General features: G+C 62.0%; 20 protein-coding genes. 6 read left to right on the top strand and 14 right to left on the bottom strand.

Translation table 11 applies throughout. From position 1 onward, the window contains the following. Positions 1-37 precede the first annotated feature (37 nt). The gene (locus BLV92_RS03165; protein WP_090542158.1) at positions 38-871 is read right to left on the bottom strand and encodes an oxidoreductase; all 834 of its coding nucleotides are present in this window, start codon (positions 869-871) and stop codon (positions 38-40) included. A gap of 135 nt (positions 872-1006) precedes the next feature. On the opposite strand from BLV92_RS03165, the gene BLV92_RS03160 reads away from it, so the two are divergent. Next, complete coding sequence (locus BLV92_RS03160) at positions 1007-2029, top strand: AraC family transcriptional regulator (RefSeq protein WP_090542156.1); 1023 nt, start codon at positions 1007-1009, stop codon at positions 2027-2029. Between the two features lie 88 nt (positions 2030-2117). Here BLV92_RS03160 and BLV92_RS03155 read toward each other — a convergent pair whose 3' ends face one another. The 7 genes from BLV92_RS03155 to BLV92_RS03125 all read right to left on the bottom strand — a co-directional run bounded on the left by BLV92_RS03155 (position 2118) and on the right by BLV92_RS03125 (position 9824). After that, the gene (locus BLV92_RS03155; protein WP_090546793.1) at positions 2118-3566 is read right to left on the bottom strand and encodes an MFS transporter; all 1449 of its coding nucleotides are present in this window, start codon (positions 3564-3566) and stop codon (positions 2118-2120) included. Between the two features lie 364 nt (positions 3567-3930). Further along, the gene (locus BLV92_RS03150) at positions 3931-5280 is read right to left on the bottom strand and encodes a citrate synthase (protein ID WP_244283738.1); all 1350 of its coding nucleotides are present in this window, start codon (positions 5278-5280) and stop codon (positions 3931-3933) included. A gap of 86 nt (positions 5281-5366) precedes the next feature. Beyond that, positions 5367-6287, bottom strand: coding sequence for a hydroxymethylglutaryl-CoA lyase (locus BLV92_RS03145; protein ID WP_090542153.1), 921 nt, complete (start codon positions 6285-6287; stop codon positions 5367-5369). 36 nt (positions 6288-6323) lie between these two features. Next, positions 6324-7493, bottom strand: coding sequence for a CaiB/BaiF CoA transferase family protein (locus BLV92_RS03140; protein WP_090542151.1), 1170 nt, complete (start codon positions 7491-7493; stop codon positions 6324-6326). Next, on the bottom strand, positions 7493-8755 hold the full coding sequence (locus BLV92_RS03135; protein WP_243844019.1) for a CaiB/BaiF CoA transferase family protein: 1263 nt from the start codon (positions 8753-8755) through the stop codon (positions 7493-7495). The genes BLV92_RS03140 and BLV92_RS03135 overlap by 1 nt, the downstream gene beginning before the upstream one ends. Positions 8756-8790: 35 nt before the next feature. After that, positions 8791-9282 carry a hotdog family protein gene (locus tag BLV92_RS03130; RefSeq protein WP_090542147.1) on the bottom strand — a complete coding sequence of 164 codons (492 nt, stop codon included), beginning with the start codon at positions 9280-9282 and terminating at the stop codon, positions 8791-8793. A gap of 17 nt (positions 9283-9299) precedes the next feature. After that, a complete protein-coding gene (locus BLV92_RS03125) occupies positions 9300-9824 on the bottom strand; it encodes an FAS1-like dehydratase domain-containing protein (RefSeq protein ID WP_090542145.1) in 525 nt (174 codons plus the stop codon). A gap of 204 nt (positions 9825-10028) precedes the next feature. Between BLV92_RS03125 and BLV92_RS03120 the strand changes: the two genes are divergently transcribed. Beyond that, positions 10029-11090: an Ldh family oxidoreductase gene (locus BLV92_RS03120; protein ID WP_090542143.1), complete on the top strand. Its 1062-nt coding sequence runs from the start codon at positions 10029-10031 to the stop codon at positions 11088-11090. Positions 11091-11163: 73 nt separating this feature from the next. On the opposite strand, the gene BLV92_RS03115 is transcribed toward BLV92_RS03120, so the two are convergent. Then, entirely contained in the window at positions 11164-12228 is a 1065-nt protein-coding gene (locus BLV92_RS03115) for a hypothetical protein (RefSeq protein ID WP_090542141.1), read from the bottom strand. Between the two features lie 466 nt (positions 12229-12694). Here BLV92_RS03115 and BLV92_RS03110 point away from each other — a divergent pair, with 466 nt between their 5' ends. From BLV92_RS03110 to BLV92_RS03100, 3 genes are read left to right on the top strand one after another with little or no spacing between them, the layout of a single operon-like run. Then, on the top strand, positions 12695-14059 hold the full coding sequence (locus tag BLV92_RS03110) for a tyrosine-type recombinase/integrase (protein WP_090542139.1): 1365 nt from the start codon (positions 12695-12697) through the stop codon (positions 14057-14059). Positions 14060-14089: 30 nt separating this feature from the next. Continuing rightward, positions 14090-14473 carry a type II toxin-antitoxin system RelE/ParE family toxin gene (locus BLV92_RS03105; protein WP_090542137.1) on the top strand — a complete coding sequence of 128 codons (384 nt, stop codon included), beginning with the start codon at positions 14090-14092 and terminating at the stop codon, positions 14471-14473. Beyond that, complete coding sequence (locus tag BLV92_RS03100) at positions 14457-14780, top strand: helix-turn-helix domain-containing protein (RefSeq protein ID WP_090542135.1); 324 nt, start codon at positions 14457-14459, stop codon at positions 14778-14780. Before BLV92_RS03105 ends, BLV92_RS03100 begins: the two co-directional genes overlap by 17 nt. A 344-nt stretch (positions 14781-15124) precedes the next feature. Here BLV92_RS03100 and BLV92_RS03095 read toward each other — a convergent pair whose 3' ends face one another. From BLV92_RS03095 to BLV92_RS03080, 5 genes are read right to left on the bottom strand one after another with little or no spacing between them, the layout of a single operon-like run. After that, complete coding sequence (locus BLV92_RS03095) at positions 15125-17971, bottom strand: ATP-binding protein (RefSeq protein WP_090542133.1); 2847 nt, start codon at positions 17969-17971, stop codon at positions 15125-15127. Between the two features lie 13 nt (positions 17972-17984). Continuing rightward, on the bottom strand, positions 17985-18302 hold the full coding sequence (locus BLV92_RS32470; protein WP_244283737.1) for a hypothetical protein: 318 nt from the start codon (positions 18300-18302) through the stop codon (positions 17985-17987). Between the two features lie 2 nt (positions 18303-18304). Then, positions 18305-20824, bottom strand: coding sequence for a DUF1156 domain-containing protein (locus BLV92_RS03090; protein WP_244283736.1), 2520 nt, complete (start codon positions 20822-20824; stop codon positions 18305-18307). 14 nt (positions 20825-20838) lie between these two features. Continuing rightward, positions 20839-24357: a helicase-related protein gene (locus BLV92_RS03085; protein ID WP_090542131.1), complete on the bottom strand. Its 3519-nt coding sequence runs from the start codon at positions 24355-24357 to the stop codon at positions 20839-20841. Positions 24358-24399: 42 nt separating this feature from the next. Continuing rightward, positions 24400-25296: a BrxR family transcriptional regulator gene (locus BLV92_RS03080; protein ID WP_090542129.1), complete on the bottom strand. Its 897-nt coding sequence runs from the start codon at positions 25294-25296 to the stop codon at positions 24400-24402. Between the two features lie 466 nt (positions 25297-25762). On the opposite strand from BLV92_RS03080, the gene BLV92_RS03075 reads away from it, so the two are divergent. Further along, positions 25763-26281, top strand: coding sequence for a hypothetical protein (locus BLV92_RS03075; RefSeq protein WP_090542127.1), 519 nt, complete (start codon positions 25763-25765; stop codon positions 26279-26281). Positions 26282-26312 lie beyond the last annotated feature (31 nt).

The following is a 26312-nucleotide window of genomic DNA, read 5'->3' as shown; positions in this document are numbered from 1 at the left end:
CATCGACGCCCGGCCATCGGCGTGTGGCCCGTATCGCCTACCCGTCCGTCGAACGCGTGACCGCTTCCCACGCGTCGATCTCCGCCGCGTAACTCGCGAGCTTGCCGCGCACCAGCGTCAGCGCGTCGGTGCCGAGCAGCAGATGCGCGGGCGGGTCGTCGCTGCCGATCAGCGTCAGGATCGCGCGCGCGGCCTTCGCCGGGTCGCCGGGCTGATGGCCGCTGCGCTCCGCGCGGGTCTGGCGGATCGGGTCGAACAGCGCGTCGTAGTCCGCGATGCTGCGCGCGGTGCGCACCATCGAGCGGCCGGCCCAGTCGGTGCGAAACGAGCCCGGCGCGACCGCGGTGACCGCGATGCCGAACGGCTTCAGCTCCTTGCCGAGCACCTCGGAAATGCCTTCGAGCGCGAACTTGCTGCCGCAGTAATACGCGATGCCCGGCATCGTGATGAAGCCGCCCATCGACGTGATGTTCACGATGTGGCCGCGTCGGCGCGCGCGCATGAACGGCAGCACCGCCTTCGTCACCGCGACCGCGCCGAACACGTTCACGTCGAACTGCCGGCGCATCTCGCCGAGCGGCGACTCCTCCATGATGCCTTCGTGCCCATAACCCGCGTTGTTGACCAGCACGTCGATCGGGCCGACGCTGTGCTCCGCTTCCGCGATCACGCCGTCGATGGCGTCGAAGTCGGTGACGTCGAGTATCCGCGCGAACGCGTTCGCCGGATGCAGCGCCTCGAACGCCTGCTTCGTGGCATCGCTGCGTACGGTGCCGATCACCCGATGGCCGGCGTCGAGCGCCGCGACGGCCAATGCGCGTCCGAAGCCGCTATTCGCTCCGGTGATGAAAATCGTCTTGTCTGCTGACATCCTCGGTTCCCGCCAATGAATGAACGATGGTCGGGCATCACATCGCTGCGCGACGTACGATGCCGTCGAACCAGATGGTAGGGTTCCGAAGCATTGGCGTGGAAGCGGATTCCTCTATCGTTATTGCCTATTCCTATGAGCGCCGCGCGCGCCGCACGCAACTCGTGCGATAGTGCGTGTGCAACAGGCACGACCACCACGGAGGATTCATTGAGCGACCCGACATGGGACGCGCGCAGCCGGCAACGCACGATTTCGCTGCTCGGCCGGCTCGCGCCGCAGGAAGGCTACAACCTGACCGCGCTGCCCGACGTCCGCTTCCTGCGCTCGAACCGCCCGCTGAAACGGACGCCGGTGCTGTACGACCCGGGTATCGTGATCGTCTGCCAGGGGCGCAAGCGGGGCTTCTTCGGCGATCGCGTGTATCTGTACGACGAGCAGCACTATCTGGCCGTGTCGGTGCCGGTGCCGTTCACGATGGAGACCGACGCGAGCGCCGACAAACCCCTGCTCGCGATCTACATGCACCTCGACTTCAAGGTCGCCGCCGACCTGATGCTGCAGATCGATCAACGCGGCGGCCAGCCGCCCGCCGCACCGAAAGGGATGATTTCCTCGCCGGTGGACGCGCGGCTCGGCGCATCGGTGCTGCGTTTTCTCGAAGCGATGGACGATCCGCTCGAAGCCGGGCTGCTCGGTCCCGCGCTGGTGCGCGAACTGTATTTCCGCGTGCTGACCGGCGATCAGGGCGGATCGATACGCGCGGCGCTCGCCGCGCACGGCCAGTTCGGCAAGATTTCGCACGCGCTGCGCCGCATTCATTCGTCGTTCGACGAGGCGCTCGACGTCGGGCAACTCGCGCGCGAGGCCGGCATGAGCGTGCCGGCGTTCCACAGCCACTTCAAGACAGTGACCAGCACGTCGCCGATCCAGTACCTGAAGTCGATCCGGCTGCATCAGGCGCGGCTGCTGATGGTGCGCAACGGCGTGACCGCGGCGGCGGCGGCCGGCGAAGTCGGCTACGAGAGCGCGTCGCAGTTCAGCCGCGAGTTCAAGCGGCTGTTCGGGCTCACGCCGGCCGAGGAAGCGCGGCGCATGAAGGAGAGTTTTGCGGTGCCGCCCGTGCATCGAGGGGCGGTGTTTGTGTCGTCGCATTAGCGCGCGCGGCGGCGTGTGGGTCGAGCAGGTCCGCACACGCTTCACGGTGGCGAAACCGGGGGCGGCCGCGCCGCCCCGGCTTCATGACTCACCGTGCGATGTCGTCCAGCGCGAGCCCGGTGGTGCGCGGCCCGAACAGCGCGACCGCGACGACGACGATCGCCATCGCGCCGCTGATGAACACGAACACGCCCGGCACGCCGAACTCGCGCAGGAAGAACGCGATGAAGAAGCCGACGAAGATCGACGACAGCCGGCTCCACGAATAGACGAACCCGACACCGCCGGCGCGGATGCGCGTCGGGAACAACTCGGCCTGGTACGTGTGCACGATCGTCGACAGCCAGTTCACGACCAGCGTCTGCACGATGCCGACCGCAATCAGCCAGCCGGGCGTCTTCAGCAGCGAGAACACGACGCCGATCACCGCGACCGAGATCGCGCTCCACACGAGCTGCCACTTCCGCTCGAAGCGGTCCGCGACCAGCATCACGATGAACGGCGCGATCGGATACAGCAGCACGATCAGGAACGTGTATTCGAGGCTGCGCGTGACCATGATGCCCTTCGCGATCAGCAGCGTCGGAATCCAGCTCACGAAGCCGTAATAACCGATGGTCTGGAAGAAGTTCACGACGACGAGCATCAGCGTGCGCGAGCGGTAGGTCGGGCCGAACAGTTCGCGCAGCGTGCCGCTCTGCTCCTCAACCTCGGGGCTTTCCTCGGGCGGCGGCAACGCCTTGCCGTATTCGGCTCGCACCTTCGATTCGATCACGTGCATCACGCGCTTCGCTTCGTCGATGCGCCCCTTCTGCACGAGCCAGCGCGGCGACTCGGGCAGGCGCAGTTGCAGGTACCAGACGAACAGCGCGCCGGTCGAGCCGATCAGGATCACCCAGCGCCAGCCTTCGAAGCCGAGCGGCGCGATCGGCACCAGCACCCATGCGAGCAGCGCGATCAACGGCGCGCAGATCTGCGCGACGCCGTACACGAGGCCGAACGCCATCCCGCGCGCGCGGCGCGGCGTCAGCTCGGACACGTACGAATCGATCGTCACGTACTGCACGCCGACGCCGATCCCGCAGATCAGCCGCCAGATGTTGAGGCCGAGCGCGGTGTCCTGGAACGCGATCACGACGGTCGCGACGCAGTACCACAGCATCGACGCCGCGAACACACGGCGCCGGCCGAAACGGTCAGCGAGACCGCCGAACGCGATCGTGCCGATGAAGAGCCCGACGAACAGCGATGCGAGAAAACCGGCGAGCCCGTTCATCGCGAAGAACGTCGGCGTGGTCGCCGTGAGGATGCCGGAGTGAAACAGGCCCGGCGCAATGTAGCCGGCGAAATACACGTCGTACAACTCGAAGAAGCCGCCGAGCGCGACGAGCGTCAGCGTCTTCCACATCGTCGCCGTCATCGGCAGCCGGTCGAACCGCGCGGTAACCTGGCCCGGCGTCATCGGCCTGTCCAGGTAATCCGGCTGATCGAGCGCGCCCACCAGGTCGGCGGACATCGTTCTGTTGGGGGTGTTCATCTCCTGAGCCTCCTCCTGATATGCGGTCCGTTTGCGCGGCACGAGCGGCTGTCGCGCCCCGGACATTCGCATAGTCATACTAATTATTGGCGCTGTCCTCCACCTGTCGAACGACCTCCGGTGTGACAACGGCTCCGATACGGTTTCGCTGCGCGCACGATCCCGTACGTTGCAGGCCAGTCTAGTGACGCGTGCTCCGGTCCACAATACTTGATCGTTGAATCAACTCCGTTTTGCACGCAGGAACACGCGCGGTTCGAACCGCATCGACGACGGCCATGCGCGCCGCGCGTCGAGCCCGGAAGGTTCGACGCGCGCAGCTTGAACACAGGGAGACTGCGGCCGGAACGGCCGCGAGCGACGGTCAGGACGACGCCGCCACCACGAGCGGCGCGGCGGCCGCGAGTGCGCTTTCCGCCGTCGCGCGCGGCTCGGCCGGCAGATAGTCGGCGCGCGGACGGATCAACGCGCCCGACGCGCGCTGTTCGAGAATGTGCGCGACCCAGCCGACCGTGCGCCCGATGATGAACAGCGCGAACGCGCTGCGTGTCGGCAGGCCGAGCGCGATCGTCAGCAGCGTGAGCCCGGTTTCGAGGCTCGGCAGGCAACCGTATGCGGCCGCCATTTCGAGCGCGTGGTGCAGCGGCTCGGCGGCCGGATGCCGGCCGTCCAGACGCCGCGCCGCGTCGATCAGCCAGGCCGCGCGCGGGTCTCCATCCGGATATAGCGGATGATTGAAGCCCGGCAGGTTGCGATGCGCCGCATATTCGGCCGCGAAACGGCGTTGCGCGTCAGGCCGCGTGCGGCACGCGCGCAGCAGATCCTCCGCGCTTTCGTACGAACGCGCGGACGTCAGCCCGGTTTGCGTGAGAATCGCGGCCGCCACGCATTCGCCGATGTCGGCGCCCGCCGAAGCGGCAATGCGCGCGACGAACGTCGCCTGCGCGAGTTCGTGATCGGCGCACAGCACGAGCGCCGCGTCGAGCGCGGCGACGTGCGCAGTGAGAGTGGGATCGCCGCCGAGCGCCGCGAGCAGCGTCGCCGCGATGCCGTGGCCGCGCTTTGCCAGCGCATGCTCGCCGTCGGGCGCGCGGCGCAGATAACCGAGGCATTGCGCCATCGTCGCGATCAGGCGGCTCGATCCGTTCACCTGCGCGGCGGGCGTCGCCGCGCCGCGCAGATGCTCGGCGCCGAAGCTCAACGCGACGTCCGCGAAAAAGCGCACGAGGTCGCGGCGCGGCTGGATGCCCGCGCTGTGCGCCCACGCGTCCGCGACGCGCAGCGTGCGCGCGCACGGATGCCACGACAGCCGCACGTCGTCGCCGACGTTCCAGAAGCGCGCGGCGACTTCCTCGAACGTGCGACCTTCGCGCACGAGATCGAGCGCCGCGACGCCGCGATAACGCGGCCCCTTCGCGGTAATCTCGGTGATCGTGCTGGAAATGATCGGCTCGCCCCAGCGCATCGCGGCGGCGGCCACCGGCGCGTGGCCGCTGCGCGCGTCCGCGCGGGACTTCATCCGCTCGACGTCCTGGCGCGCGTACAGCCGCCGCCCCTTGTCGCCCTGCGGGACGCTGCGGATCAGACCGCGGCTCACGTACGCATACAGCGTCTGCAGCTTGACCTGCAGCATGTCGAGCGTTTCCGCCCGCGTGAGGTAATCGCCGGACGCGGCCGGCGCGGCGGACGGGCCGCCGTGTGGATTCTCCTGCACCATGGTCTCCTTACCGGCGCATGGGCGCCGTTGACTGGCACAACCGAACCACACGATAGCCAAACGAGCCGCCGCTCACAATCCGGTCATGCCAGTACCCGGAATGTTTTCGGAATGCCTGCTTTCGGCACCTGCCCGTACATCGGCTCGCCCGGCACGCCTTCGTGCAGCAGTTCGCGCGCGGCGATCAGCCGGTCGAGGTCGATGCCGGTGTCGAAACCCATGCTTTCGAGCATGAACACGAGGTCCTCGGTGACGATGTTGCCCGACGCGCCCGGCGCGAACGGGCAGCCGCCGAGGCCCGCGAGCGCGGAATCGAACGACCGGATGCCTTCTTCGAGCCCGGCGAGCGCGTTCGCGAGCCCGAGCCCCATCGTGTCGTGCAGATGCAGCTTGGTCAGCTTGCCGCCGATTTCCGCGCGCACCGCGCGCACCAGCGAGCGCACCTGGGCCGGATTGCCGTAGCCGACGGTGTCGGCGAGCGCGACCGCGTCCACGCCGGCCTCCACGAGCGCGACCGCGGTCCGCACGACCTTGTCGGCCGGAATCAGGCCGTCGATCGCACAGCCGAACGCGGTCGCGCAACCCGGCTCGACGGCCATCGGCCGCTCCTGCTCGCGCACCCATTCGACGATCCGGCGCACTTCGTCCACCTGTTCCTCGGTGCCCTTGCGCGTGTTCGAGCGGCTGTGCCCCTCGCTGACCGACACCGGCACGCCGACGCCGTGCGCGCCCGCCGCATACGCGGCCTGCGCGCCTTTCAGGTTCGGTACCAGCGCCATCACGCGCAGGCCCGGTTGCGCGAGCGCCGCGCGCACCACGTCGGCCGTGTCCGCCATCTGCGGCACCAGCTTCGGCGGCACGAAGCTGCCGACCTCGATTTCGCCGACGCCGGCTTCCGCGATCGCCGCGATCCAGCGCGTCTTCAGCGCCGTCGGCATGATGTCGTGCGCCATCTGAAGGCCGTCGCGCGGCCCCACTTCGCATACCGCCACTTTCTCTTTCATCTTCTCGCTCCTCGATATCTAGTTGTCTCCGCCCGGTCAGCACAGCACGCCGGCTTCGGTCAATGCGTCGACCTCTTCCTCGCGCAGTCCCAGCAACGTGCGGAATACGTAATCGTTGTCCTCGCCCAGCTTCGGCGGCGGTTTGAATTCGCCGCGCCAGCCGGCCGTGTCGCGCCATGGCAGCGCGATGCTGCGCGAGCCGTCGGCCAGTTCGGGGAACAGGCCGCGCTGCGCGAAATACGGGTCCTCGACCACCTCGCCGATGTGGCGCGAACGCGCGGCCGGCACGCCGCCGCGCTGCAACGCGTCGAGCGCGCGCCGCGCATCCTGCTTCGCGAGCCAGCCGGCGACGAGCGCATCCGCTTCGGCGCGATGCGCGGCGCGGCTCACGCCGTCCGCGAAACGGGCGTCCGCGATCAGCCCCGGCCGGTCCATCGCCGCGCACAGCGCGTGCCACTGCGCGTCGTCGCGCACCGACAGCGCGATCCAGTCGTCGTCGCCCGCGCAGCGAAAGCATCCTGAAGGCGACGCGTCAGGCTCGCGCGCGCCGCTCGCCGTCGGCAATTCGCTCTTCAGCGTCTCGCGGAACAGCAGTTCGGGCAGCAACGCGACCGTGCTCTCCAGCATCGACAGGTCGATGTAAGCGCCCTCGCCGGTGCGGCGCCGATGCCGGATCGCCGCGAGCACCGCGCAGCTTTCCCACAGCGCGGTGATCGGGTCGGTCCAAGCCGGCAGGATGCCCATCGCCTCGACGCGCGTGTTCGGCGTGCCGACCACGCTCGCGCGGCCGCTGTATGCCTGCAGCAGCGAGCCATACGCGAGCGCGTCGCGCTGCGGCCCTTCGCGGCCGGTGCCGGACGCCGACACGAAAATCAGATCGGGGCGGATCGCGCGCAGTGTGTCGTAATCCAGCCCGAACTTCGCGAGCACGCCGTTCGAGAAGTTCTCGACCACCATGTCGCTCGATTCAATCAACCGCCGGATCAGTTCCGGCCCCTGCGGCCGCCCGAGGTTCACCGTGCAGCTCCGCTTGCCCGCGTTGACGACGGCCCACCACGGCGGCCGCTGCGTATGTTCGCGGCGCGACGCCGATTCGATCTTGATCACTTCCGCGCCCATGCCGGCCAGCATCTTCGTCGTCATCGGACCGGCCAGCACCCAGCTGAAATCGACGACGCGCAATCCCGCCAATGCCTGTCGCTTCATCACACCACTCCCTGCTGACGCAGTTGTTCGAGTTCGCCCGGCGAGAGTCCGAGCATCGTCTCGAACACGTCGCGATTCGCTTCGCCGAGGCGCGGCGGGCGCACCTGCCGGCCGCGCGGCAGCGTGGCTCCGGACGACGTGTCGAGCCTGAACGGCAGCCCCGGCATCGGCAGCGCCGCGCCGCCGGTTCCCGACCACTGGTCGAAGAACGCGCGCGCGTGCAACTGTTCGTTATCCAGCAGATCGCGCGCGCCGCTCACCGGAAAACACGCGACCCGCGCGGCCTGCGCGCGCTCGAACACTTCGGCGCGCGTGCGCGTGCGCGTCCACACCGACATCTCGTCCTGCAGGATCAGCCAGTTTTCGTTGCGCGCGGCGCGCTCGCCGCACAGCGCCGCGTCCTTCGACCAGGGCGGACTGCCGAGCAGTTCGACCCAGCGGTCCCACTGATGCTGCTCGCGCGGCGAGATCATCACGAATCCGTCGCTGCACGGCAGCAGCCAGATCAGGCCGCCCGCGACCTCGGTGCCTTGCAGTTCCTCGCGCACGCGGCTGAAGGTGCGCTCGCCGCGGCCATAGTCGGCCACCGGCTCGATCAGCAGATGCGCGATCACGTCCGCCTGCGAGCATTCGATCGCGCGGCCTTCGCCGTTCAGCTGCGCGTCGAGCAGCCCCCATATCGCGCCGTTGGCCGCCGCGACGCCGGCCGCGAGCGCGACTTCGCGGTCCGCGCACGCGACCGGCGGCTGCCGGTGCGGTTCGTGAACCGGACGCGCCTGGTGAAACGCGTAACCGACGTGGTGCGTCAGCGTGAAGTCCGTCGATGCGGGCGGCGTCGAAGCAGCGCCGTTCTGCGCCGCGAACGAACCGAAGCGCGCGACGGACAGCACGACGAGCGCCGGGTTGATCTCGTGCAGCACGTCGGCGCCAAGGCCCAGCGCGTCCAGTTCCGCGAGCGTTTTCGACGTGACCAGCAGATCGGTCGTTTCGACGAGCCGTTTGAAGAGCGCCGCGCCGAGGCCGCGCCCGACGTCCAGCGTGACGCTGCGCTTGCCGTGGTTCAGATACGCGAACAACGCGCCGTCGTCGCCATACGCGGCATCGGGGGCGAACGGACCGAGCCGCCGCAGCGGATCGCCGGCGCCCGGCGGTTCGACCTTCAGCGCGTCGGCGCCGAGGTCCGCGAGCAGCCGCGCGCAGAATGAGGCGGACATCGCATCCGACCATTCGAGCACGTGCACGTCGCGAAGCGGCGCGGCCACCCGCGCACGCTCTTGCGGAAGACGTTCGATCGCATTCATGCCGTGACGGGCTGATCGAGAACGGCGGGATCGAACGGATACGGCACCGGCTCGCCGTGGCGCAGCGGCAGCACGACACTCGCGCTGCCCGGCGTGCTCTCCATGCCGTCCTGATTGCGCAGGCCGATTTCCAGATGCACGACGCCGTAGCCGCCGCGCTGCTCGCGGCCCGTCACGCGGCCCCACGCGGTCAGCGTGTCGCCCGGCACGTTCATCCCGCGAAACTGGAACGACAGCTTCCACGGCCAGCCGCTTTCGCCGACCCAGTCGGTCAGCAGCTGCAGCATCACGTGCTGCTTCCACGAACCGTTCACCATCACGTCCGGCAGGCGGTCATGCCCGGTCGCGTAACGCCAGTCGTAGTGAATCCGGTGCCAGTTCTCCATCGACGCCGACCAGCGCACGATATGCGCGGTGCTCATCGGCCCTTTGACGACGTGCGGAATCTCCGCTCCCACTTCCACGTCCTCGAAGCACAGTGCAGCCATGTCTCTCTCCTCCCTGCTTACCGCATGATCTGCGTGTTGGTGACCTTCAGCAGCTTCTCGCCCTGCTCGTTCACGTAGGTTTCCTCGATGACGACGAACACCATCGGGCCGCTGCGGCCGTCGCGCTGCACGATGTCCTTGTAGCGCGCCTGGCGCAGCACCTTTTCGCCGACGCGCGCATAGCGGTACAGCTCGTATTCGTAGCCGCCGTTCAGGTCGCGCGGCAGCGGCACCTCGACCGCCGGCAGACCGCTGAAGCTGCGGCTCAAGCCGTCGAAATCGGGCTTGTTCATGTCGTCGAGCGGATCGGGCGAATCCGGCGTCCGGCGAAACGCGTGCACCGGGAAACCGGGCGGCGCGACGAGGCCGCCGTAGCGGCTCGTCGCGGCCCAGTCCTCGTCCCAGTAGCGTGGCGCCCGATCCATCGTCGCGTGATGAAAACGGCGGACCTCGCTTGCTTCGACCGGGTGCGTGGACGGCACCCATTCCGTCTGCGCACCGATGATCGCCTTGACCTTGTCGGTGATGTATTCGTTGCTCACTGGTTCATCTCCTCGTTACAGACCGCGCCTCGCGGCACACGTTGCGTGCCGGAGTTCGCACTGGCGATGCCAGTCTAGTGACGTGGATTTCGACGCACAATACTTGATCGTTGAATCAACGTCTTCCCACCGCCTGGGCGATCGACTATCGTGTTCGCATCCCTTAAGAACAGGGCTTTCCAGACCGATCGAGGAGACACGAGGATGACCGATCCCCGCTATGAAAGCGATGCATTGGGCGCGTATGCGACGAACGTTCTGTGCGTAGCCGGGCTCGACCACGAGCATGCGGATATCGTTGCGCGCACATTGGTCGAGGGCGACCTGATGGGCCACGACACGCACGGGCTCGCGTTGCTCGCGGGTTACGTCGGCGCGCTCGAAGCCGGCACGATGACGAAACACGGCGGCCCGGACGTCGTGTCCGATCGCCCCGCCGCGCTGTTATGGGACGGCCGGCGCCTGCCCGGCCCGTCGCTCGTTGCGCGCGGCATCGACGCGCTAGCGCCGCGTGCGCGCGAACTCGGCAGCGCGACGCTCGTGATTCGCCGCAGCCATCACATCGCATGTCTCGCCGCGTATCTGCTGAAGGCAACCGAGGCCGGGTTCGTGATGCTGCTCGCGAGTTCGGACCCGAGCGTGCAGAGCGTCGCGCCGTTCGGCGGCACGCGCGCGCTGTTCACGCCGAATCCGATTGCGATCGGGATACCGACGTCCGATACGCCGATCCTGATCGACATTTCGTCATCCGTAACGACTAACGCGATGACCGCGCGGCGGCACGCAAGCGGCGAGCGATTCGCGGAACCGTGGATGCTGGATGCGAGCGGCAATGCGACCGACGATCCCGGCGTGCTGTTCTCGGACCCGCCCGGGACGATCCTGCCCCTCGGCGGACTCAGCGCGGGACATAAGGGTTTTGGACTGGCGTTGCTGATCGAGGCGCTGACCGGCGGACTAGCGGGTTTTGGACGCGCCGATCCGCCGGAGGGTTGGGGCGCGACCGTGTTCGTCACGCTGTACGAGCCCGATGCGTTCAGCGGCATGGCCGCGTTCGACCGGCAGATGGACTGGCTCGCCCACGCGTGTCGCAACAATCCGCCGCGTACGGCGGGTGAGCCGGTGCGGATGCCGGGTGACCGGGCGGTCGAGCGGCGCGCTTATCAACGGGCTCACGGCGTGCGGCTGCATCCGGCGATCGTCGAGCCGCTCCGTGCTTGTGGCGCGCGGTATGGCGTCGTGTTTCCGGATGCGGCGGCGGTCTGACACGCCTGTTTCATCGCGAACTGGCCTGGATGCGTCGCGATGAATACGCGGACCTGCCCCGTCGACAACTCGGCTACGCGTTGTCCTTCCTGAACTGGTAGCAGTTCAGATGCTGTTCGAGTTCGGTCCTCGAATAGCCGGCGTACCGATCGATGACCGGCCGCGTTTCTCTTTCGAAATACTCGGCCGGCACGGTTTTCCAGGTGATTTTCCCCACCGACCATTCGTCCTGCAGGAAGACGCGCTCCAGGTCCGAGGGCGTGAGTCCGTTGATCTCGTCCAGCACGCCGTCGTAATACTTCTCGAATGGCGACAGGTTGTTGTCGTCGTAATAGCGATGATCGAGGAAATCGACGATGTGATAACCGACGCTCGTTGCCGACGTAACGCGACGCAGGATGCTGGAATGACGGGCCATGTCCTGAACGTGTTCGAGCACCGCATTGCTGAAGTGCGCGTCGATTGCGCCGTCGGGGATCCGGTCGATGTTGCTGGTGAACAGCACGCCACCGAGGTCGATCACGTCGGTTTCGTTGTTCGCGACGGCTGCGAGCGACCTGTCGATATGCCGGAGATCGAGCGACCGCACCCGTTGAAGGAGCGCGTCCTCGCCGATTCCGGAAAAGTCGAACCGCTCCGGCTGAACGAGCATCTGGTTCACCAGATGCATCAGCGACGCGAGCGGAAAGTCAGGTTTCAATGCGAACGGCTCGAACGAATAAACGCGGTCGAAGCCGTTGGCGAAGAGCATGACGGCGACGCAGAACGGCCGGTAGACACCCGCGCCGAAATCCAGCGCCGTTTTCCCGCTGAAATTCGCGTGGCTGAAGAAGTTTGCGTCGAATCCGAGGGCCGCGGCCTTGTAGTTGCCGACGATGTCGTACGGACTCTTTTCCGAAATGTAGCCGCCGCTGCCGATCAGCGGATCGATTCTGACCTTCAGATGGTCGATCATCTTGAACCAGCCCGTCGAGTCGACCTGCAGCGCCGCGAGCAGGCGTCCCCACGCCTCCACGTTCTCGACGGATACCAGCTTACGGTCGATCAACTGCTTCAGGACATCCAGCTTGTCGGCGCCGAGCACCATGTCTGCCAGCAAAAACGAGTCTTCACGCTCGAACTTCGGATGCATGCCCATGCATAACTTCCTTTTTTTGATTGGTGGGTGCTGGCTGTCGACTACCGGCTGAGTTTAACAGTTGCGGTAGTCGATCCGGGCGTGCTGTACGAGGCGGGTGAAGCAGACGTTGTGCGAGTGCGGCGGTGATGCTGGAGACTGGTGGGACGCTTACCGGTATCGGTCGGACAGGGCTCGGAGCCCGAAGAATAGCGAAGGGGTTACAGGAATTTTCCTGTAACCCCTTCGATTTACTGGTGCCGGCTGCAGGACTCGAACCCACCATCTGATGATTACAAATCATCAAGATGCGACATTTATCGACGTTGATCAAAGAGTAAGAAATCGCCACAAACCCAGTAAACATAAGGCTAACAAGGAAATTCGTCACCTTCTTACATTGACATGAATGCCCTCAAAGTCCGAGAATCGGGTTACATAGCGGTTACATGGAATGTCCATGTAACCCTCTCCGAGGGCGGTAACGGTGGCGAAGGTCAATTTCACGGCAGGACGCGTAGAAGCGCATAAGTGCCCTGCCGGCAAATCACAGGCATTCATCTGGGACAGCAAAGCTCCCGGTCTCGGCTTGCGTGCAACCAAGGCAGGGGCGAAGGCGTACATCTTCCAGGCAAAGCTCAACGGAGACGCCGTCCGCGTCACGATAGGCGACCCCAGAAGCTGGAACATCGACCAGGCACAGGAGGAGGCGCGCCGCCTGCAGCGCCTCGTTGACGAAGGCATCGATCCGCGCGAACACGCAGCCGAGCAGCGTGCCGCCGTAGCTACGCGAAAGGCCGAAGCCGAGCGCCAAAACGTGACATTTGCCGACGCATGGGCGGCTTACCTGATCGAGCTGGAAGCGAAACCTTCCCCGAAAACGAAGCGCCCGCGCAGCGCGCAGTACATAGAGGACCACCGCAAATTGGCCGCCCCCGGCGGCGAGAAAAAGAAGCGCGGAAAGGGGCTGACCAGCCAAGGCCCGCTGTATCCGCTCATGCCGCTGAATCTGTCCCACATGACTGGCGACACGATCGCCAGCTGGATGGAAGACGAGGTTGCCAAACGCCCAACGAGCATCGCTTACGCCTATCGCATGTTCAAGGCCTTTGCCGGTTGGTGCGAGGGTCAAACCAAATTCAAGGGGTTGTTGCCGGATGACTGCCACTCGTCTCCCAAGGTCACGGCCCTGTTGCCCAGTACGAAAACACCCGAAGGCGACTGCCTAGAGCGCGAGCAATTGCCAGCATGGTTTAAGGCGGTACGCGCGCTACCCAATCCCGTGGCGTCCGCCTACCTGCAAGGGGTTCTCATCACTGGCCCACGCCGCGAAGAACTCGCGGAACTGCGGTGGGAAAACGTCGATTTGCGCTGGAACAAGATAAAGCTGCGCGACAAGATCGAAGGCACCCGCACCATCCCGCTGACGCCCTATTTCCGATCGCTCCTGCTGGAACTGAAGCGTATCAACGAGACGCCGCCGAGCGCCGCACAGCGGCAGGCCTTGACAGCGGCAGGCTCGCCCTGGCAACCGTCGCCTTGGGTATTCCCGAGCAGCGCATCGGAAAGCGGCCACATCGAAGAACCGCGCTATGCGCACGGGACTGCCATCGAACAAGCGGGCCTACCCCATGTGACGCTACAGGGTTTGCGCCGTTCGTTCGGCACGCTGGCCGAGTGGCTGGAGGTTCCCGCCGGTGTCGTGGCCCAAATTCAGGGACATAAGCCTAGCGCATTGGCTGAGAAGCACTACCGCCGACGACCGCTCGACTTGCTACGCCAGTGGCACACCCGCATCGAGGCGTGGATGCTGGAGCAGGCTGGCATCGAATTCGATTCAACCCAATCTTGAAACTATGCCACCAAGTGGCATAATACGAAAGTGAAGAGAGTGTTCAAAAACCGACACTTCCAGCGCTGGATGCGCAAGTCCGGGCTGACTGATGCGGCCTTGTGCGAGGCGGTCGAGGAAATGATTGCCGGGCTGATCGATGCCGACCTTGGGGGCGGTGTCGTGAAGAAGCGGGTTGGCCTTTCCGGGCGAGGCAAGCGTGGCGGGGCCAGAACGCTCCTTGCAACAAACAAGGGAACCCGCTGGTTCTTTGTGTTCGGATTCGAGAAAAACGAACGCTCGAATATCAGTGACAGCGAACTCGATGCTTTGCAGAGTCTTGCTGCGGATTTGCTTGCCAGAACGTCCGGCCAACTCGATCTTGCGGTGGCCGACGGAACGCTACAGGAGATTTGTCATGCCGACCAAAGCTAAAGCCAAGAGCGCGATCCTCGGTGCCGTTCATGAAACGGCGGCCGATCTGCATCGCCTCGGTTTTATCGACAAGCGGAAGATGCAGAAGTACGAGGCACTGTGCCTCGTACCCGTACCGGAATACGATGCTGCGAAAATTCGCGCGTTGCGCGCCCGGTTTCATTTGAGCCAGGCGGTGCTTGCTGCTGCGCTCAACACCAGCTCCTCGACGGTGCGCAAGTGGGAGATCGGCGACAAGCGACCGAGCGGACCTTCGCAAAAACTGCTGAACCTGATTGACAGGAAGGGACTCGAAGCAGTTCTTTAAGCTCGAGAGCAACTGTGCCGTCAGTGTCAGGCGGCATACCTGTTCCCTCATGCCCCCAGAAATGCCCCCCAGACTGCTCCGGTGCCAACGGAAATACCAACAAAAGCTCGACCTGCGACTGCGCCTGCCAGACAAGTCGCCCTTCGTCGCCCGTAACCTGCGCGTATCTGAGGCATCAGGGCGCGGTTGACCAAGTGTATTAATATTCGCGAAATTCACGACGTCATCGCATCGATTGCCGACGACGTCATGAACGCGCCGTTTCGAAAATAAGCCAAGTCTATCCAACAGCTATCGGTTTCATACCAGTGGACCGCTTGGCTTCTTTACGATATTCGCAGCGATTATTCTGGTTCAAAACTTCCGGGTTTGAATTTGAGCGTGATGCAGTTCTCCGTTACGGCACGCTGGATCCCCGCATCGAATCCTGTGATGGATTCAGCCTGGATTTCGACAGTGATCGTCACGTTCACGCCGGGACGCACAGTGAATTGCTGCACCACCTCGTCAGCCAGATCAGCAAACTGCCGCTTGGCCTGAATCGGATTGAGGTCGAATACCCCGTAAAATCGTTTGTTGATAGTCTGGCTTACGGTACCCGCTGCTCCGGCGCTAGGCGTGTTTCCTGAGGAAGTACCGGTCGCTGGCGAGGTGCTTTCGCCTGCTGATGTCGTCGTTGCTGCTCCGGAGGTAGCGCTGGCAGCCTGGGCCCGAGAAGCTTCCTCCGCTGCTCGCAATTGCTCCATGTACGCAGCCGCAGCGATCGGCTCGATCAGCAGCAACGACGAGTCCCTGATCAGAGATGTCCGCTTGCCATAGCTGAAGCCCACATACCGGTCATCTTCCCTGCCCTGCGCAATGCCGAAAAACTCCCGGCTTTCTGCGCCGGCGGCCATCGTGTTGAAAAACACGTCGTCGTCCTTCAGCCGGGGCAGATAGAGCTGCTGGCAGCTTTGTTGCCACACGTTCAGCGCGCTGACGTCTTTGAAGTTTTCCTTCCAGAACCACTCCCGGAGCACCCTAGCGAGATGGATAGGTGCCCACTCACTGATCAACAGCTCGTTGTCTTTAAGGACGCGCTCTATCTCCTGAGTCCAGCTCTGCGCGCCGGGGTTAAGTGGGAAAGGTTCCCACAGGATTTCCGAAAGTCCTTTCCCCTGACGTGCTTCTTGGGCAGGAGCTAGCAGCCATTTGTAGGTCTCGCGGACCATGCGTTTGACGGTGTCCTCGGCCTGATCGAGACTGGCCTGCGCCTGCTTGGCCATCAAGTTATCTAGAACGATCCGGTTATCTTTGTAGTCGGTGACAATGCTACGCCAGGCAAGGTACGAGCGCACGTGATCTTTGAGGCGGCTCACGCTGTCATAGTCAGCCGCGACGAAGATCAGGCGATTCCGCTTGATGCGCGGCTGGTCGCCACGCATCGTGAGAATCTCGGTCGCATGATCGATGGCAAGACTTTGCCCGCTCTTGCTGAAAGCTGCGTCGGGGGGGAGTACCACCAGTCTTAGTGCCCAGTCGTCTGGCACGTCATTGCTACCGGTAAAAATATGGGTGCCGCTGAACACGCCGTTCACGAGGAAACGCTGCACGCGCTCGCGGACTGCAGGAAAGACATCTTCCTTGTCTTGGAACTTGCGCTTGCGCTCTTCCATTTCGCGGCGCAGATTAGGACGGGTATCCAGCCAGAAGCGGTTGTTCGCTTGGTTCAGATAGTGCAACCGATCACCCAGCCGGCGAAGCGCATCCTTGAACAGGTTCACCTGATGGCCCGGAACGGCCACACCCAGGATGACGCGCTCGAGATCGACGCCGCGTAACCCCTGGTTGGTGGTATTGGGTGCGCTTCCGAGAAAAATCGCACGCGCGGTGCGACGGCACGCCTGCACACTACCGAACCGGGTATCGCGATTCTCGATATCCCACGTTTCGGAACGTTCGCCGTCAACATCTCGCTCAATGACCGGGTCCCATCCTTGGGGAAGATAATAGAGAACTTCGTTACGCGTATCTGCATCCATCAGGGGAAAGCTACCCGGCATGATCAGCGGATCGTTATTGCCATCTTTCCACAAGCGATGGATCACCTTGGCCATCAGTTTAAGTACTCCTCGCGTGCGCTGGAAATTATCGAGCGTTGACCAGTCTTCGTATAGGCGGTCAAATACCTCGGGGTGAATTGGATACGCATGCGTTAAGCGCTCGAAGTACTTGCTGTCCTGCGTTTCCTGAGGGAAATCATCGCGATTCGTGGTGTAGTAGTCCGCGAAGGTTCGGCACACCGATTCTGCAGTTAGACGGTTGTTGATGTTCGTGAAGAGGCGCCTACGGACGATCTCGAAGGCTTCTTCTGCCGCGACCGGTTTCCACAACGCGTGAATACGACCGAAATAGTGCGCAAGTGTCTGCAGCGCCTTTTCACCGCGCTGGCTGCCTGCTTCCTTGGCCGACTCCGGCAACGACGCCAGTAGCACAGCGGTCGGCACAGCCTTCAATGCCTCCGTCAACGCCTGCACGAAACTGAGATTCGAATCGAACGTACCGCCCGTCAACACCTTGCCATCATCGAATTGGCGGATATAGGCGACCAGCTCGTCGATGAGAATCACGCACGGTGCATAGCGACCAAGCAGTTCCTCCAGAACTGCTTTGCCGGGAGACGTCCCCGAGGCATCGGCATCTGCGACTAGCGCGTAACCTTCTTCGCCGCCCAACTGCCAGGCAAGATCACCCCATAGCGTGCGGATTTTTAGTCCATCTCTCACGACAGGCTGGTTGGGTGATGACTTTATGCCATCAAGAACAGCGACACGTGCCTTGGGCAGCTCACTTATTCCGGCTGCATCGAGGATCGCAGGTACACCTTGTAGGTCGCTCGTTGGCCCGCTACTTTTGGCAAGATGATAGACCGCAAGCATCGTGTGCGTCTTGCCGCCTCCGAATGCGGTCTGCAGCTGGATGACCGGATCCCCGCCTTTGCCAGAAAGTCGCTTGACTACGGAGTCGAGCAGCAGTCGCATGCCTTCGGTTATGAAGGTGCGTTGGAAAAAGAGGGCTGGATTCTGGTATTCCTCGGCTGCTGTGCCTGCATGCACGCGTGACAGGTCAGCCGCGAACTCGGCCTGCTGGAAGTTTCCTTCACGCACATCGGCATGCGGTTCCGCAATTTCGCGCCACGGTTTCAGAGTCATTGTCGTTCCCCGTTTAAATATCCAATTCACGCTGAGTGTTGACCACGCCAAATTCTCCTGCCGCCTGTTCGATTGCACTCCATGCTGTGACGAGCTCGTTATAGGCCCGTGCTTCATCCGCCCACTTCTTGCGTTCGCAGAGTGTGTAGAGACGGTAGGCTAGGTTTCGAATTTGATCCGCTCTTGCTGGCATGCCAGCAAGAAGCTCTCCGGCCGCAGTTTCTCCGCTCGACTGCAACGCGCGGATCATTTGATGGAGCGCTTCCCAGACTGGAGTGTTATTGTCATTTTCGGGACGCCAATCGGCCGCGTATTCGGCGGGTTTAAACAACCTCACATTGCCCCCCCAGACCTCACCACCCCGGCGGCTGCGACCGCTTGGACACTAGTACCCTTCGCACGAGCCAAAACGTCTGCTTGACCAAAATCTCCATCCGCCCAACCTTGCTCATCGAACCAGGCCAAGCAGAAGTGGGTGTCGGAATCGAAGTCATCCGCACCATCAGTCAGCATTTTGTTGATCAGCGTCAATGCCGTGTGAACCGTCATCGGACTGCCATCCGCTTCGAGCACGGAAGAATACTTCGAGAAGACCGCCATGCCGGGACCGATCACTGCTTGCGCGAGATCGACAGGCGCGACTGGTGAGACGCCCTCGACGCCGCCAATCATTTCTTCTAATGCATCCCTGAGATGATCTTTGAGTTCGCGCTGGAAGTCCCGGCGCGAGATGGCTTCGGCATTTTTGTCGCGCTTGCGGCAAACGAGAACGATGGACGATGCCAATGCATTCGAGCCAATTGCGCGTCCGCGACTGCTGCGCTCGGTTCGGACCGGCCAAGTTCCAGTGATGACAAACTCTGCCTTGATGACCGACTCCAGGAAGCTCTCCCACCCGGAAGAAGCTGTGCCGCTGGCCCCGGTGTCGCTCTGCTTGAAAGCGTAGTAGATCGTTACGGGAACGCTGTCGTTGGACTTGGCGTGAATTTGCCTCAGCGCCAGCGTCATGCCATCGGTGAAGTGCTTCATTGCATCGCCAATGTCCTCATAGAGGCTGTGCGAGGCGACGAGCTCATCCTCCTTGGGCGTCTGACGCGTTGCGAACACATCAGGGAAAACGTCGCGTAAGCATGGGCGCAACCAAATATAAAAAAAGTCCGACAGGTTCGAGTAGGGAACGTTGTCGTAATAAGGGGGATCAGTCGATACTACCGTTTGGACTTCGCTAGGAATCGTACCCTTGGCAGCGTCGAGCTGGAACACGTGGCCAGGCGCGTTAGCAGGTAGCAGGTCGATGACTCGTGCAATCCAGCCCAATGCGCTGGACCAAGAACCCCCTCCGTCGGTCAACGGGTTGATTTCCCCATAGTCCCAGACGATGGGCAGAGCATGCTTAGTGAAGGCGTGGGCAACGAATTCACCGCCCGACTCCCATGACGTAAGCGTGTTCCAGTAATCAGCCGCTCGCCCAATCGCGCACGCAAGGTAAACGGAAATAGCTTCGGCATAAGCGGTCGCCCCGGCGCCCCCGTCGCGAAGAGTAACTCCGTCGTCCGGAAATCCGGCAGCGACGGCATCACGCTTGACAAGCTCCCGAGCCTCCACGACTAGCGATGAAAAGGTGGACAGCGCCAATTGTTGTCGGAGATTGAATAGACTGGGGAACGTCTTCATCCCATAGACCACTACGTTGGTGCAGCCGGCCCAATGCAGGATCTCCGCGTCCGGCGCGGTCTGCTCCATGCCTGAAAAATCCGGCTCCTCGATCTCGCTGGCGGCAACGAAAGCCTTTCCGTTGGAAGTCTCGACGACCGCAGCCATAAGCCGCTGGCCCATACGTCCGGCGACACCTTCGGCACGTATGTAGTTGAGAGTGATTGGTGAATCGGTCAGCACGCAGATTCCGCCGCGACCACCAACGGTGCTTGGATACGCCGGAGGGCCGTCTTCTTTGAGTACAAATTCGTAGCTAAGCCGATCCTCCGACACCTTCGGTTCAATCCAGAACTCACGGCCCTCACGGGAGGCGATCTGAAAAGACTTGGCCAATGGAACATGGACACCCCCGGCGGCCGGATTGGGGCTGGCTACAGTCCGGCACCAAAGCCACGTAAGAACGGTGGCCTTGCCTCCTCCCAAGCGATGAGGCAATTTGATTTTAGGGTAATGCTGTGCAAGTCTTTCAGTGGCTTGCTGCAACACCCAATTCCCATAGCGGCGCAGGTCTTCGGAGAGACCTTGTGCACCCGACCAGATCTCTTCAATTCGAGATTGTTTGGCGGCGTACTCTTTTGGTCCAACAGGGGCACGGTCTTTAAAACGCGGCGGGATCTCAATCATTGCCTTGTTCAGAACCACCGGGACCGGATTCAGGTCAGTAGCGTAGGTCTCGAAGCCAAGGCGTTGGGCCTCCAGCGGCAGCGAACCACCACCAGCGAACGGGTCATGAAAAACCGGCAACCGCTCAGGGTCAAATCCCGGCTTGCCGGCATTGAGCTCGCAGGTCTCCCGCCACGATCGATTAATTTCGTCTCGCGCGCGGTTAAGGACATCCTCGTTGTTTGTGTTTTCCCACTTGACTAAGTCGCGGATGATTGAGAAGAGCCGTTCGCGCTCAAGCTTTGCCTTTTCCTTATTCACCCCTCGCCCAAGATGGCGCTCATATCCAGGATCATTGACCATTTGCGCGAACAAGATCGCGCGCGCAGCCGCTAGTGGGCGTCGTGCGAACCACAAGTGCAGCGTCGACGGATGGCCATGTCGAATCGATTTTTCTCGCGCGGACGCTATGTTGATGTCGTCCAGCGGTAGCGCGACCTCGATCAATTTTTTTGGAGTCTTGATGGTTGTCATGTTTCGGTTTTCTTTCATGCAGGCTGCTGCGCGCGCGCGAGCAGTCGGTCGAGGTCGAGGTTAATACTGGTCACCGCTATGTCTGGCTCCTGTGTGAATGGCCTACTGACATAGAACGGACCTTCATGCGATTCACCATCTACTAGGACGATAGCGAGGATAAATTTGTCCGCCTGGTTCAGGCCATAGAGCACTTCGTTGCGGGTGACGGTGATTGTGGTTTGTCCCTTAGCTCGGCCTTTTACCTCGATATGACGAGAGTTGGGAAATCGACCATCAATGCTCGGTGGTTGGCTCGTGATATCCCAACCACATTTCTCAGCAGATTTGTCGATAACCGCGTTACCCAGTGCGCGCTCCGCGTTCATCACCGCCTGCATGGCGATGCGCTCCACGCGTGCCCGGGCATCGGCATTTGCTGTCCAACCGGTTTCCCCCTTGCGTTGCAGGAGTAGACCAGCAGGAATCACCAACGCCCCACCTAGCACGACAGGTGTTGCCGATATGACGTTGCGCATCCCTTCCAATTCCGCGGTACGTGACTGCAGTCGCACAGTCAGTTCGTCTAGTATTCGCGTGGCATTGTCGTAATTGAGCCGAGGCTGCTTGCCAGCAGCGACATCTTCCTTAAGCTTGATGACCCGGTCCTGCCAGAAATTGATTTCCTTGACCAAGCGCTCGTGGACGGCGTTCAGTGTTTTTTCGACTGATTTCTCACGGCGACTTCTTACCTCATCAAAATGCTCGGGCACGATATGGGACGCAGCATGCGCCAGTGCCGTATGTTCGAGATCCTTCACGATCCATGACGCAGACAGGACATCCGCGATCAGCGGTCTGTCTGCCAGGGCAAGTGGTTCTAGATCTAGGTGAGGAGCCCAGCCAGCATTGATCGCCTCACCGTTGGGCGAGATTTCAACGAACTGCATACGTCGAGACACAATGTGCGAAGGATCGCTCCCTTCCTTGACCGAGTGGTCAATGATGAACATGACCTTCGGCGTCAGACCCATGTCAGTCGGATCGACGAGCACCGAGCCTTGCTTGAGCTTTTTGCGGTGGTTCTCCAGAACGAGATCCGTAACCGCCTGCATCAGCGGATGTGCAGGGTGCAGCAGGCTGGCCATCGGGGCGCTCGGACGGTCAGCCAGACGGATATGCTGCTTTTCAAAGCAAACGCGCTCATAGCGCCGGAGAACCGGTTCTGCGTTTCGTCGGTCACGACCTGCAATCTGGCGGTCCCGCTCGCGGATGACCGCTGGCACATTCGTGATTTCATACCGGCCGGGCTCGCGTGGCCGAAGATCTCCCCCCAGTTGCTGAAATGCCTGAATGAAGAAGGCACGAATAAAAAACGGCTGCAATTTCCGTGCTTCCGCCTTCTCCATTTCCTCCTTCACGGCAAAGAGGCGCTTCTCATCCATGACCTCGTCGCACAGTGCGTTGCGCTTGATGATGTCTTCAAGGTGTCGGGTATCCAGTGCACCCTCAACCTTTTTCAGTAGGCGTGCACGGATCTCTGGATCGTTGCCATAACGGATTGCCTCGATTAGCAAGTCCTTGAGACTGCGGTCCTCGAACACTTCGCCGAGGATGTCGAACACCCGCCCCCCTAATGCATCGCGCTCTATCTCGAGTTTCTCAAAAAGCCGTTGGAATACGTCACCCTCGCGGGTTTCCGCTGCCACCATGTTCCACAGGTGACAGACCTCAGCCTGACCAATGCGGTGGATCCGCCCGAACCGTTGCTCAAGACGGTTCGGGTTCCACGGCAGGTCATAATTGACCATCAGATTGGCGTTCTGCAGGTTCACGCCTTCGCCCGCAGCATCGGTGGCCAACAGAACGCGAACGTTCGGATCGTTGCGAAAAAGCTCCTGTACCTTGCGACGCTCGTCGCGCTTCACGCCACCGTGGATCATCACTACGGCATCCTCGCTGCCGATAAGACCACGAATCCTGGTAGCCAGGTAGTTCAGTGTGTCGCGATGCTCGGTGAAGATGATCAGCTTACGTTGACGCCCGTCGGTGTCATGCATTTCGGGCGTGTCCTGCAGTAGGCGAGAAAGTTCGTCCCACTTACGATCCTGTCCGGAGTGGACGACCTGCCGTGCTTGCTCTTCCAGGTCTTCTAGGATGATGATTTCAACCTCCAGTTCCTGGATGGTCTGGGCAGCCGTAGCCTGATCGACGACTTCTTCCTCGAAGTACTCATAGTCCTCGGGGGGCATGTCGTCCTCCGAATCCCAGATATTGTCGGGAATGCCGTTGATTCCGCTAAGCGTTTCCGCCGCACTCTGACCGCGCTGACGCAGCTTCTCGTCCTCGACGCGACGCTTGAGCTTGTTGCGCCTACGTTTGAGGGACTGATAGATAGCCTCGGGGCTAGACGCGAGGCGGCGCTGCAGGGCGGTTAACGCAAAGCCGATCGTTCCCTTGCGCTTACCTTCAAGTTCTTCGGCCTTGTCGAACTGGTTTTTCACATAGTCTGTGACCGCTGCGTACAGTGCAGATTCCGCATTGGAGAGTTTGTAGTTGACCGTATATGCTCGCCGCTCAGGGAACAGCGGAGTATTGTCGAACTTGACCAGATCTTCTTTGACCATACGCCGCATCAGGTCAGCGACATCGACCTTGTGTGCCCCGTCTCGGAATTTTCCGTAGAAGCGGTCCGAGTCGAGCAGGGACATGAAGAGCTGAAAGTCCTCTTCCTTGCCGTTGTGCGGCGTTGCCGTCATCAGTAGGAAATGGCGTGAAATCGAGCCGAGCAGTTCGCCGAGCTGGAAACGCTTGGTCTTGTTGACCTTGTTGCCAAAATAGTTGGCCGACAGCTTGTGCGCTTCGTCGACCACGACCAGATCCCATTGGGATAGGCGCAGTTTCTCCTGAAGCTCCTCGGACCGGGCTAGCTGGTCAACACGTGCCACCAGCAGGTCGAAATCGTCAAACGGATTGCCACTGCGCGACTGCTCGACACGCTCGCGTGAAAACAGCTCGAACGACAGACCGAACTTCTCGAACATCTCGTCCTGCCACTGTTCGACCAGACTTCCGGGAGCGACGATCAGCACGCGCCTCGCATCGGCGCGCATCAGCAGTTCACGGATCAGCAAGCCTGCCATGATGGTCTTGCCCGCACCAGGATCATCGGCCAAGACATACCGCAGCGGCTGGCGAGGCAGCATGGACTCGTAGACTGCTGTGATCTGGTGAGGCAGAGGCTCCACGTTGGAGGTATGGACCGCCATCATTGGATCGAACAGGTGCGCGAGATTGATACGGTATGCCTCGGCGGCGAGCTTGAAATCCTCACCCGGCGCATCGAACGCCCAAGGGCGCCCGGCTTCGGCGAGCGACATGTTGACCTCGTCGGTGCGAAACAGCATCCGCTCGCGCAGCGCACCGTCTGCCGTCTTGTAATAGACGGTGAGGGAATTGTCTCCGGCGGATTCCGTCGTGACGACGCGCACGACTTGCCCTGGCTCCAGGCCCGAGACTGTTGCATTCTTCTGGATCTGCTCAAGCTTCAGCACGGTACATTCCCCTTCCAGTTATTTCCCATGTCTTTATCGCCATCACCATTCAGAGCCCGATGCCCCGTAGCCGGGGGCAATGGCAAGATTGGTGATGCCATATAGCGCTTGGCGATTGCGCAGCCAAAGATGATGCTCACCGCCCTTGAGGCTGTGGTCCGCGGTGCAGTCGACATCCCAGCGGCGCAGTAGATAGCCGGCCATTGCCGCGCGAGTGCGAACCTTGAGTACGCCACCCTCCATGCCGTATTCCGCCTCGATGGTATCGGGGTGCTGCACGTTAGCTGGATGAGGCACAAGCTCCAGTTCGGTGATACGGTTCCACTGGATATCCTGATCTGGCATCTCATGCTCGGCGATTGGACCCGTGACCAGTCGCGCGTCATCAAGCCGACCCAGCACGAAGTCGCGGAATTCACCGCTGCGCCGGTCGAATGCTCGGACATGCCAGCGTAATCCGCTGTCGGCGAGCGCGATCGGTACGATCTCTCGAGTTGTAAGGCCACTCGATAACGCACGATAGGAGACTTCCACAGCATCACAACGGTGGATAGCACGCGTCACAACCGAAAGCATTTCGAGGTCGGCCCTGACAGGCAGACTGGTTCCATCATGGGCGACCAGCCCTTTCCAACGGACGGGTTCAGCGTCGCCGTAGCCTTGGGCGAGCCATCGAAGCACACGTTCGGCAGGAAAATCGAAAACCGGGCGAAACCAAGACGCACATGCGTAGACCTTGCTGCTAGCGTCGTATTCCATGTTGCGCGGCGCCAGTTCCTTGTATTGCCCAAGGTCTCGCGTTGCGGCTGCGGACTGGATGCCGAAGCGGGTTACGAGATCCTGCCTGCGGATTTCGCCAACAAAGCGCAGACGCAGCTCGATGAATGCGAGCCGGTCGCGCTGGGCTTGGGTCATCTCGGAAAGACGATCGTTTGACATGGTGGGTAGCTAATGCCAGTACGGGGCAAGGATAACCATCGCCTAACGATACGTCAACATGTCTTAAATTGATCGATACATCGAATCAAAATGATCAGCTTCTAACCTGTCCGGTATGAAAAAGTAGGGGAGCAGTGTTCCCTCATATCAACCGGCAGAGCAGACGACGAGCGATGTGACTAGCCGTTTGACCGACTGTGCGATCACGCACCTGGATTACATACTGACGAGAATGCACTAGCGCGCCGCACTGCCTAGCAACCATCCGTTGTTCAATGCCCCACGCGTCGGAAGGATTTGAGTTTGGCGGAATTGAGTCGCCCAGATACCCAACCCGCCGCCCGTCAGGGTGCACCTCCGGTGCATTCCAGAAAATCTCAGTCACATATCACCTTCCCGAGCTCAGCCATCAAAGGCCTCTCCGCCGCCCCAATCCCGCGTCGGCGCACTTCTCTCAGGAGGTTTCATGTCACTTCCCGCTACCAAGCAAGAACCATTTGCCTACTGCTATGGATATTCGGAATACGGCTTCGGCAAAATCGTCATCGAATTGAGGAACTATCTGATCAATGCCTTCGGCGATGTCTACATGGGCGACATTCGCATCCGGTGTTCGTTCAGCGATCAGTTCGAGGACGCCTACGCATTCGAGATCGAGTATCACTCGCACATCGGTGCTCGTCTCAATGAACTGCGCGCCGCAGCCAGGAAAATGGCGGCGATCAAACGGAAGCTCACCTCATGCAACGCACTGATGGGCCACACGAACAATTTTCCGGAGTACGCACGGCGGGTGCTCGCGGCGGCCGGCATTTCGCGCCTGCACGTGGACCAAAGATTCAGACTGCCGGGTGAGTCCTTGTCAGTCAACGCGCTCCCGACGTACGACACGGCGGATGACGATGCCGTCAGGAACGCGATCGGCTCGCTCGTACAGGAAGGGCTGAAGCAGTACGCGAAGCAACCGACGCAAGGCGATGCGTGACAGCGAGCGTTCGATCCCACGGGAGAAAGCA

This window comes from Paraburkholderia caballeronis (assembly GCF_900104845.1).
In the GTDB taxonomy this organism is placed as follows: Bacteria; Pseudomonadota; Gammaproteobacteria; order Burkholderiales; family Burkholderiaceae; genus Paraburkholderia; species Paraburkholderia caballeronis.
The sequence above is the reverse complement of the archived record's forward strand: the minus strand, read 5'-3'. Positions and strand labels throughout refer to the sequence as shown.

Coding starts and splice junctions, on each gene's coding strand:
- BLV92_RS03165 (WP_090542158.1), bottom strand. CDS start 871: ATGTCAGCAGACAAGACGATTTTCATCACCGGAGCGAATAGCGGCTTC.
- BLV92_RS03160 (WP_090542156.1), top strand. CDS start 1,007: ATGAGCGCCGCGCGCGCCGCACGCAACTCGTGCGATAGTGCGTGTGCA.
- BLV92_RS03155 (WP_090546793.1), bottom strand. CDS start 3,566: ATGAACACCCCCAACAGAACGATGTCCGCCGACCTGGTGGGCGCGCTC.
- BLV92_RS03145 (WP_090542153.1), bottom strand. CDS start 6,287: ATGAAAGAGAAAGTGGCGGTATGCGAAGTGGGGCCGCGCGACGGCCTT.
- BLV92_RS03140 (WP_090542151.1), bottom strand. CDS start 7,493: ATGAAGCGACAGGCATTGGCGGGATTGCGCGTCGTCGATTTCAGCTGG.
- BLV92_RS03130 (WP_090542147.1), bottom strand. CDS start 9,282: ATGGCTGCACTGTGCTTCGAGGACGTGGAAGTGGGAGCGGAGATTCCG.
- BLV92_RS03120 (WP_090542143.1), top strand. CDS start 10,029: ATGACCGATCCCCGCTATGAAAGCGATGCATTGGGCGCGTATGCGACG.
- BLV92_RS03115 (WP_090542141.1), bottom strand. CDS start 12,228: ATGGGCATGCATCCGAAGTTCGAGCGTGAAGACTCGTTTTTGCTGGCA.
- BLV92_RS03100 (WP_090542135.1), top strand. CDS start 14,457: ATGCCGACCAAAGCTAAAGCCAAGAGCGCGATCCTCGGTGCCGTTCAT.
- BLV92_RS03095 (WP_090542133.1), bottom strand. CDS start 17,971: ATGACTCTGAAACCGTGGCGCGAAATTGCGGAACCGCATGCCGATGTG.
- BLV92_RS03090 (WP_244283736.1), bottom strand. CDS start 20,824: ATGACAACCATCAAGACTCCAAAAAAATTGATCGAGGTCGCGCTACCG.
- BLV92_RS03080 (WP_090542129.1), bottom strand. CDS start 25,296: ATGTCAAACGATCGTCTTTCCGAGATGACCCAAGCCCAGCGCGACCGG.
- BLV92_RS03075 (WP_090542127.1), top strand. CDS start 25,763: ATGTCACTTCCCGCTACCAAGCAAGAACCATTTGCCTACTGCTATGGA.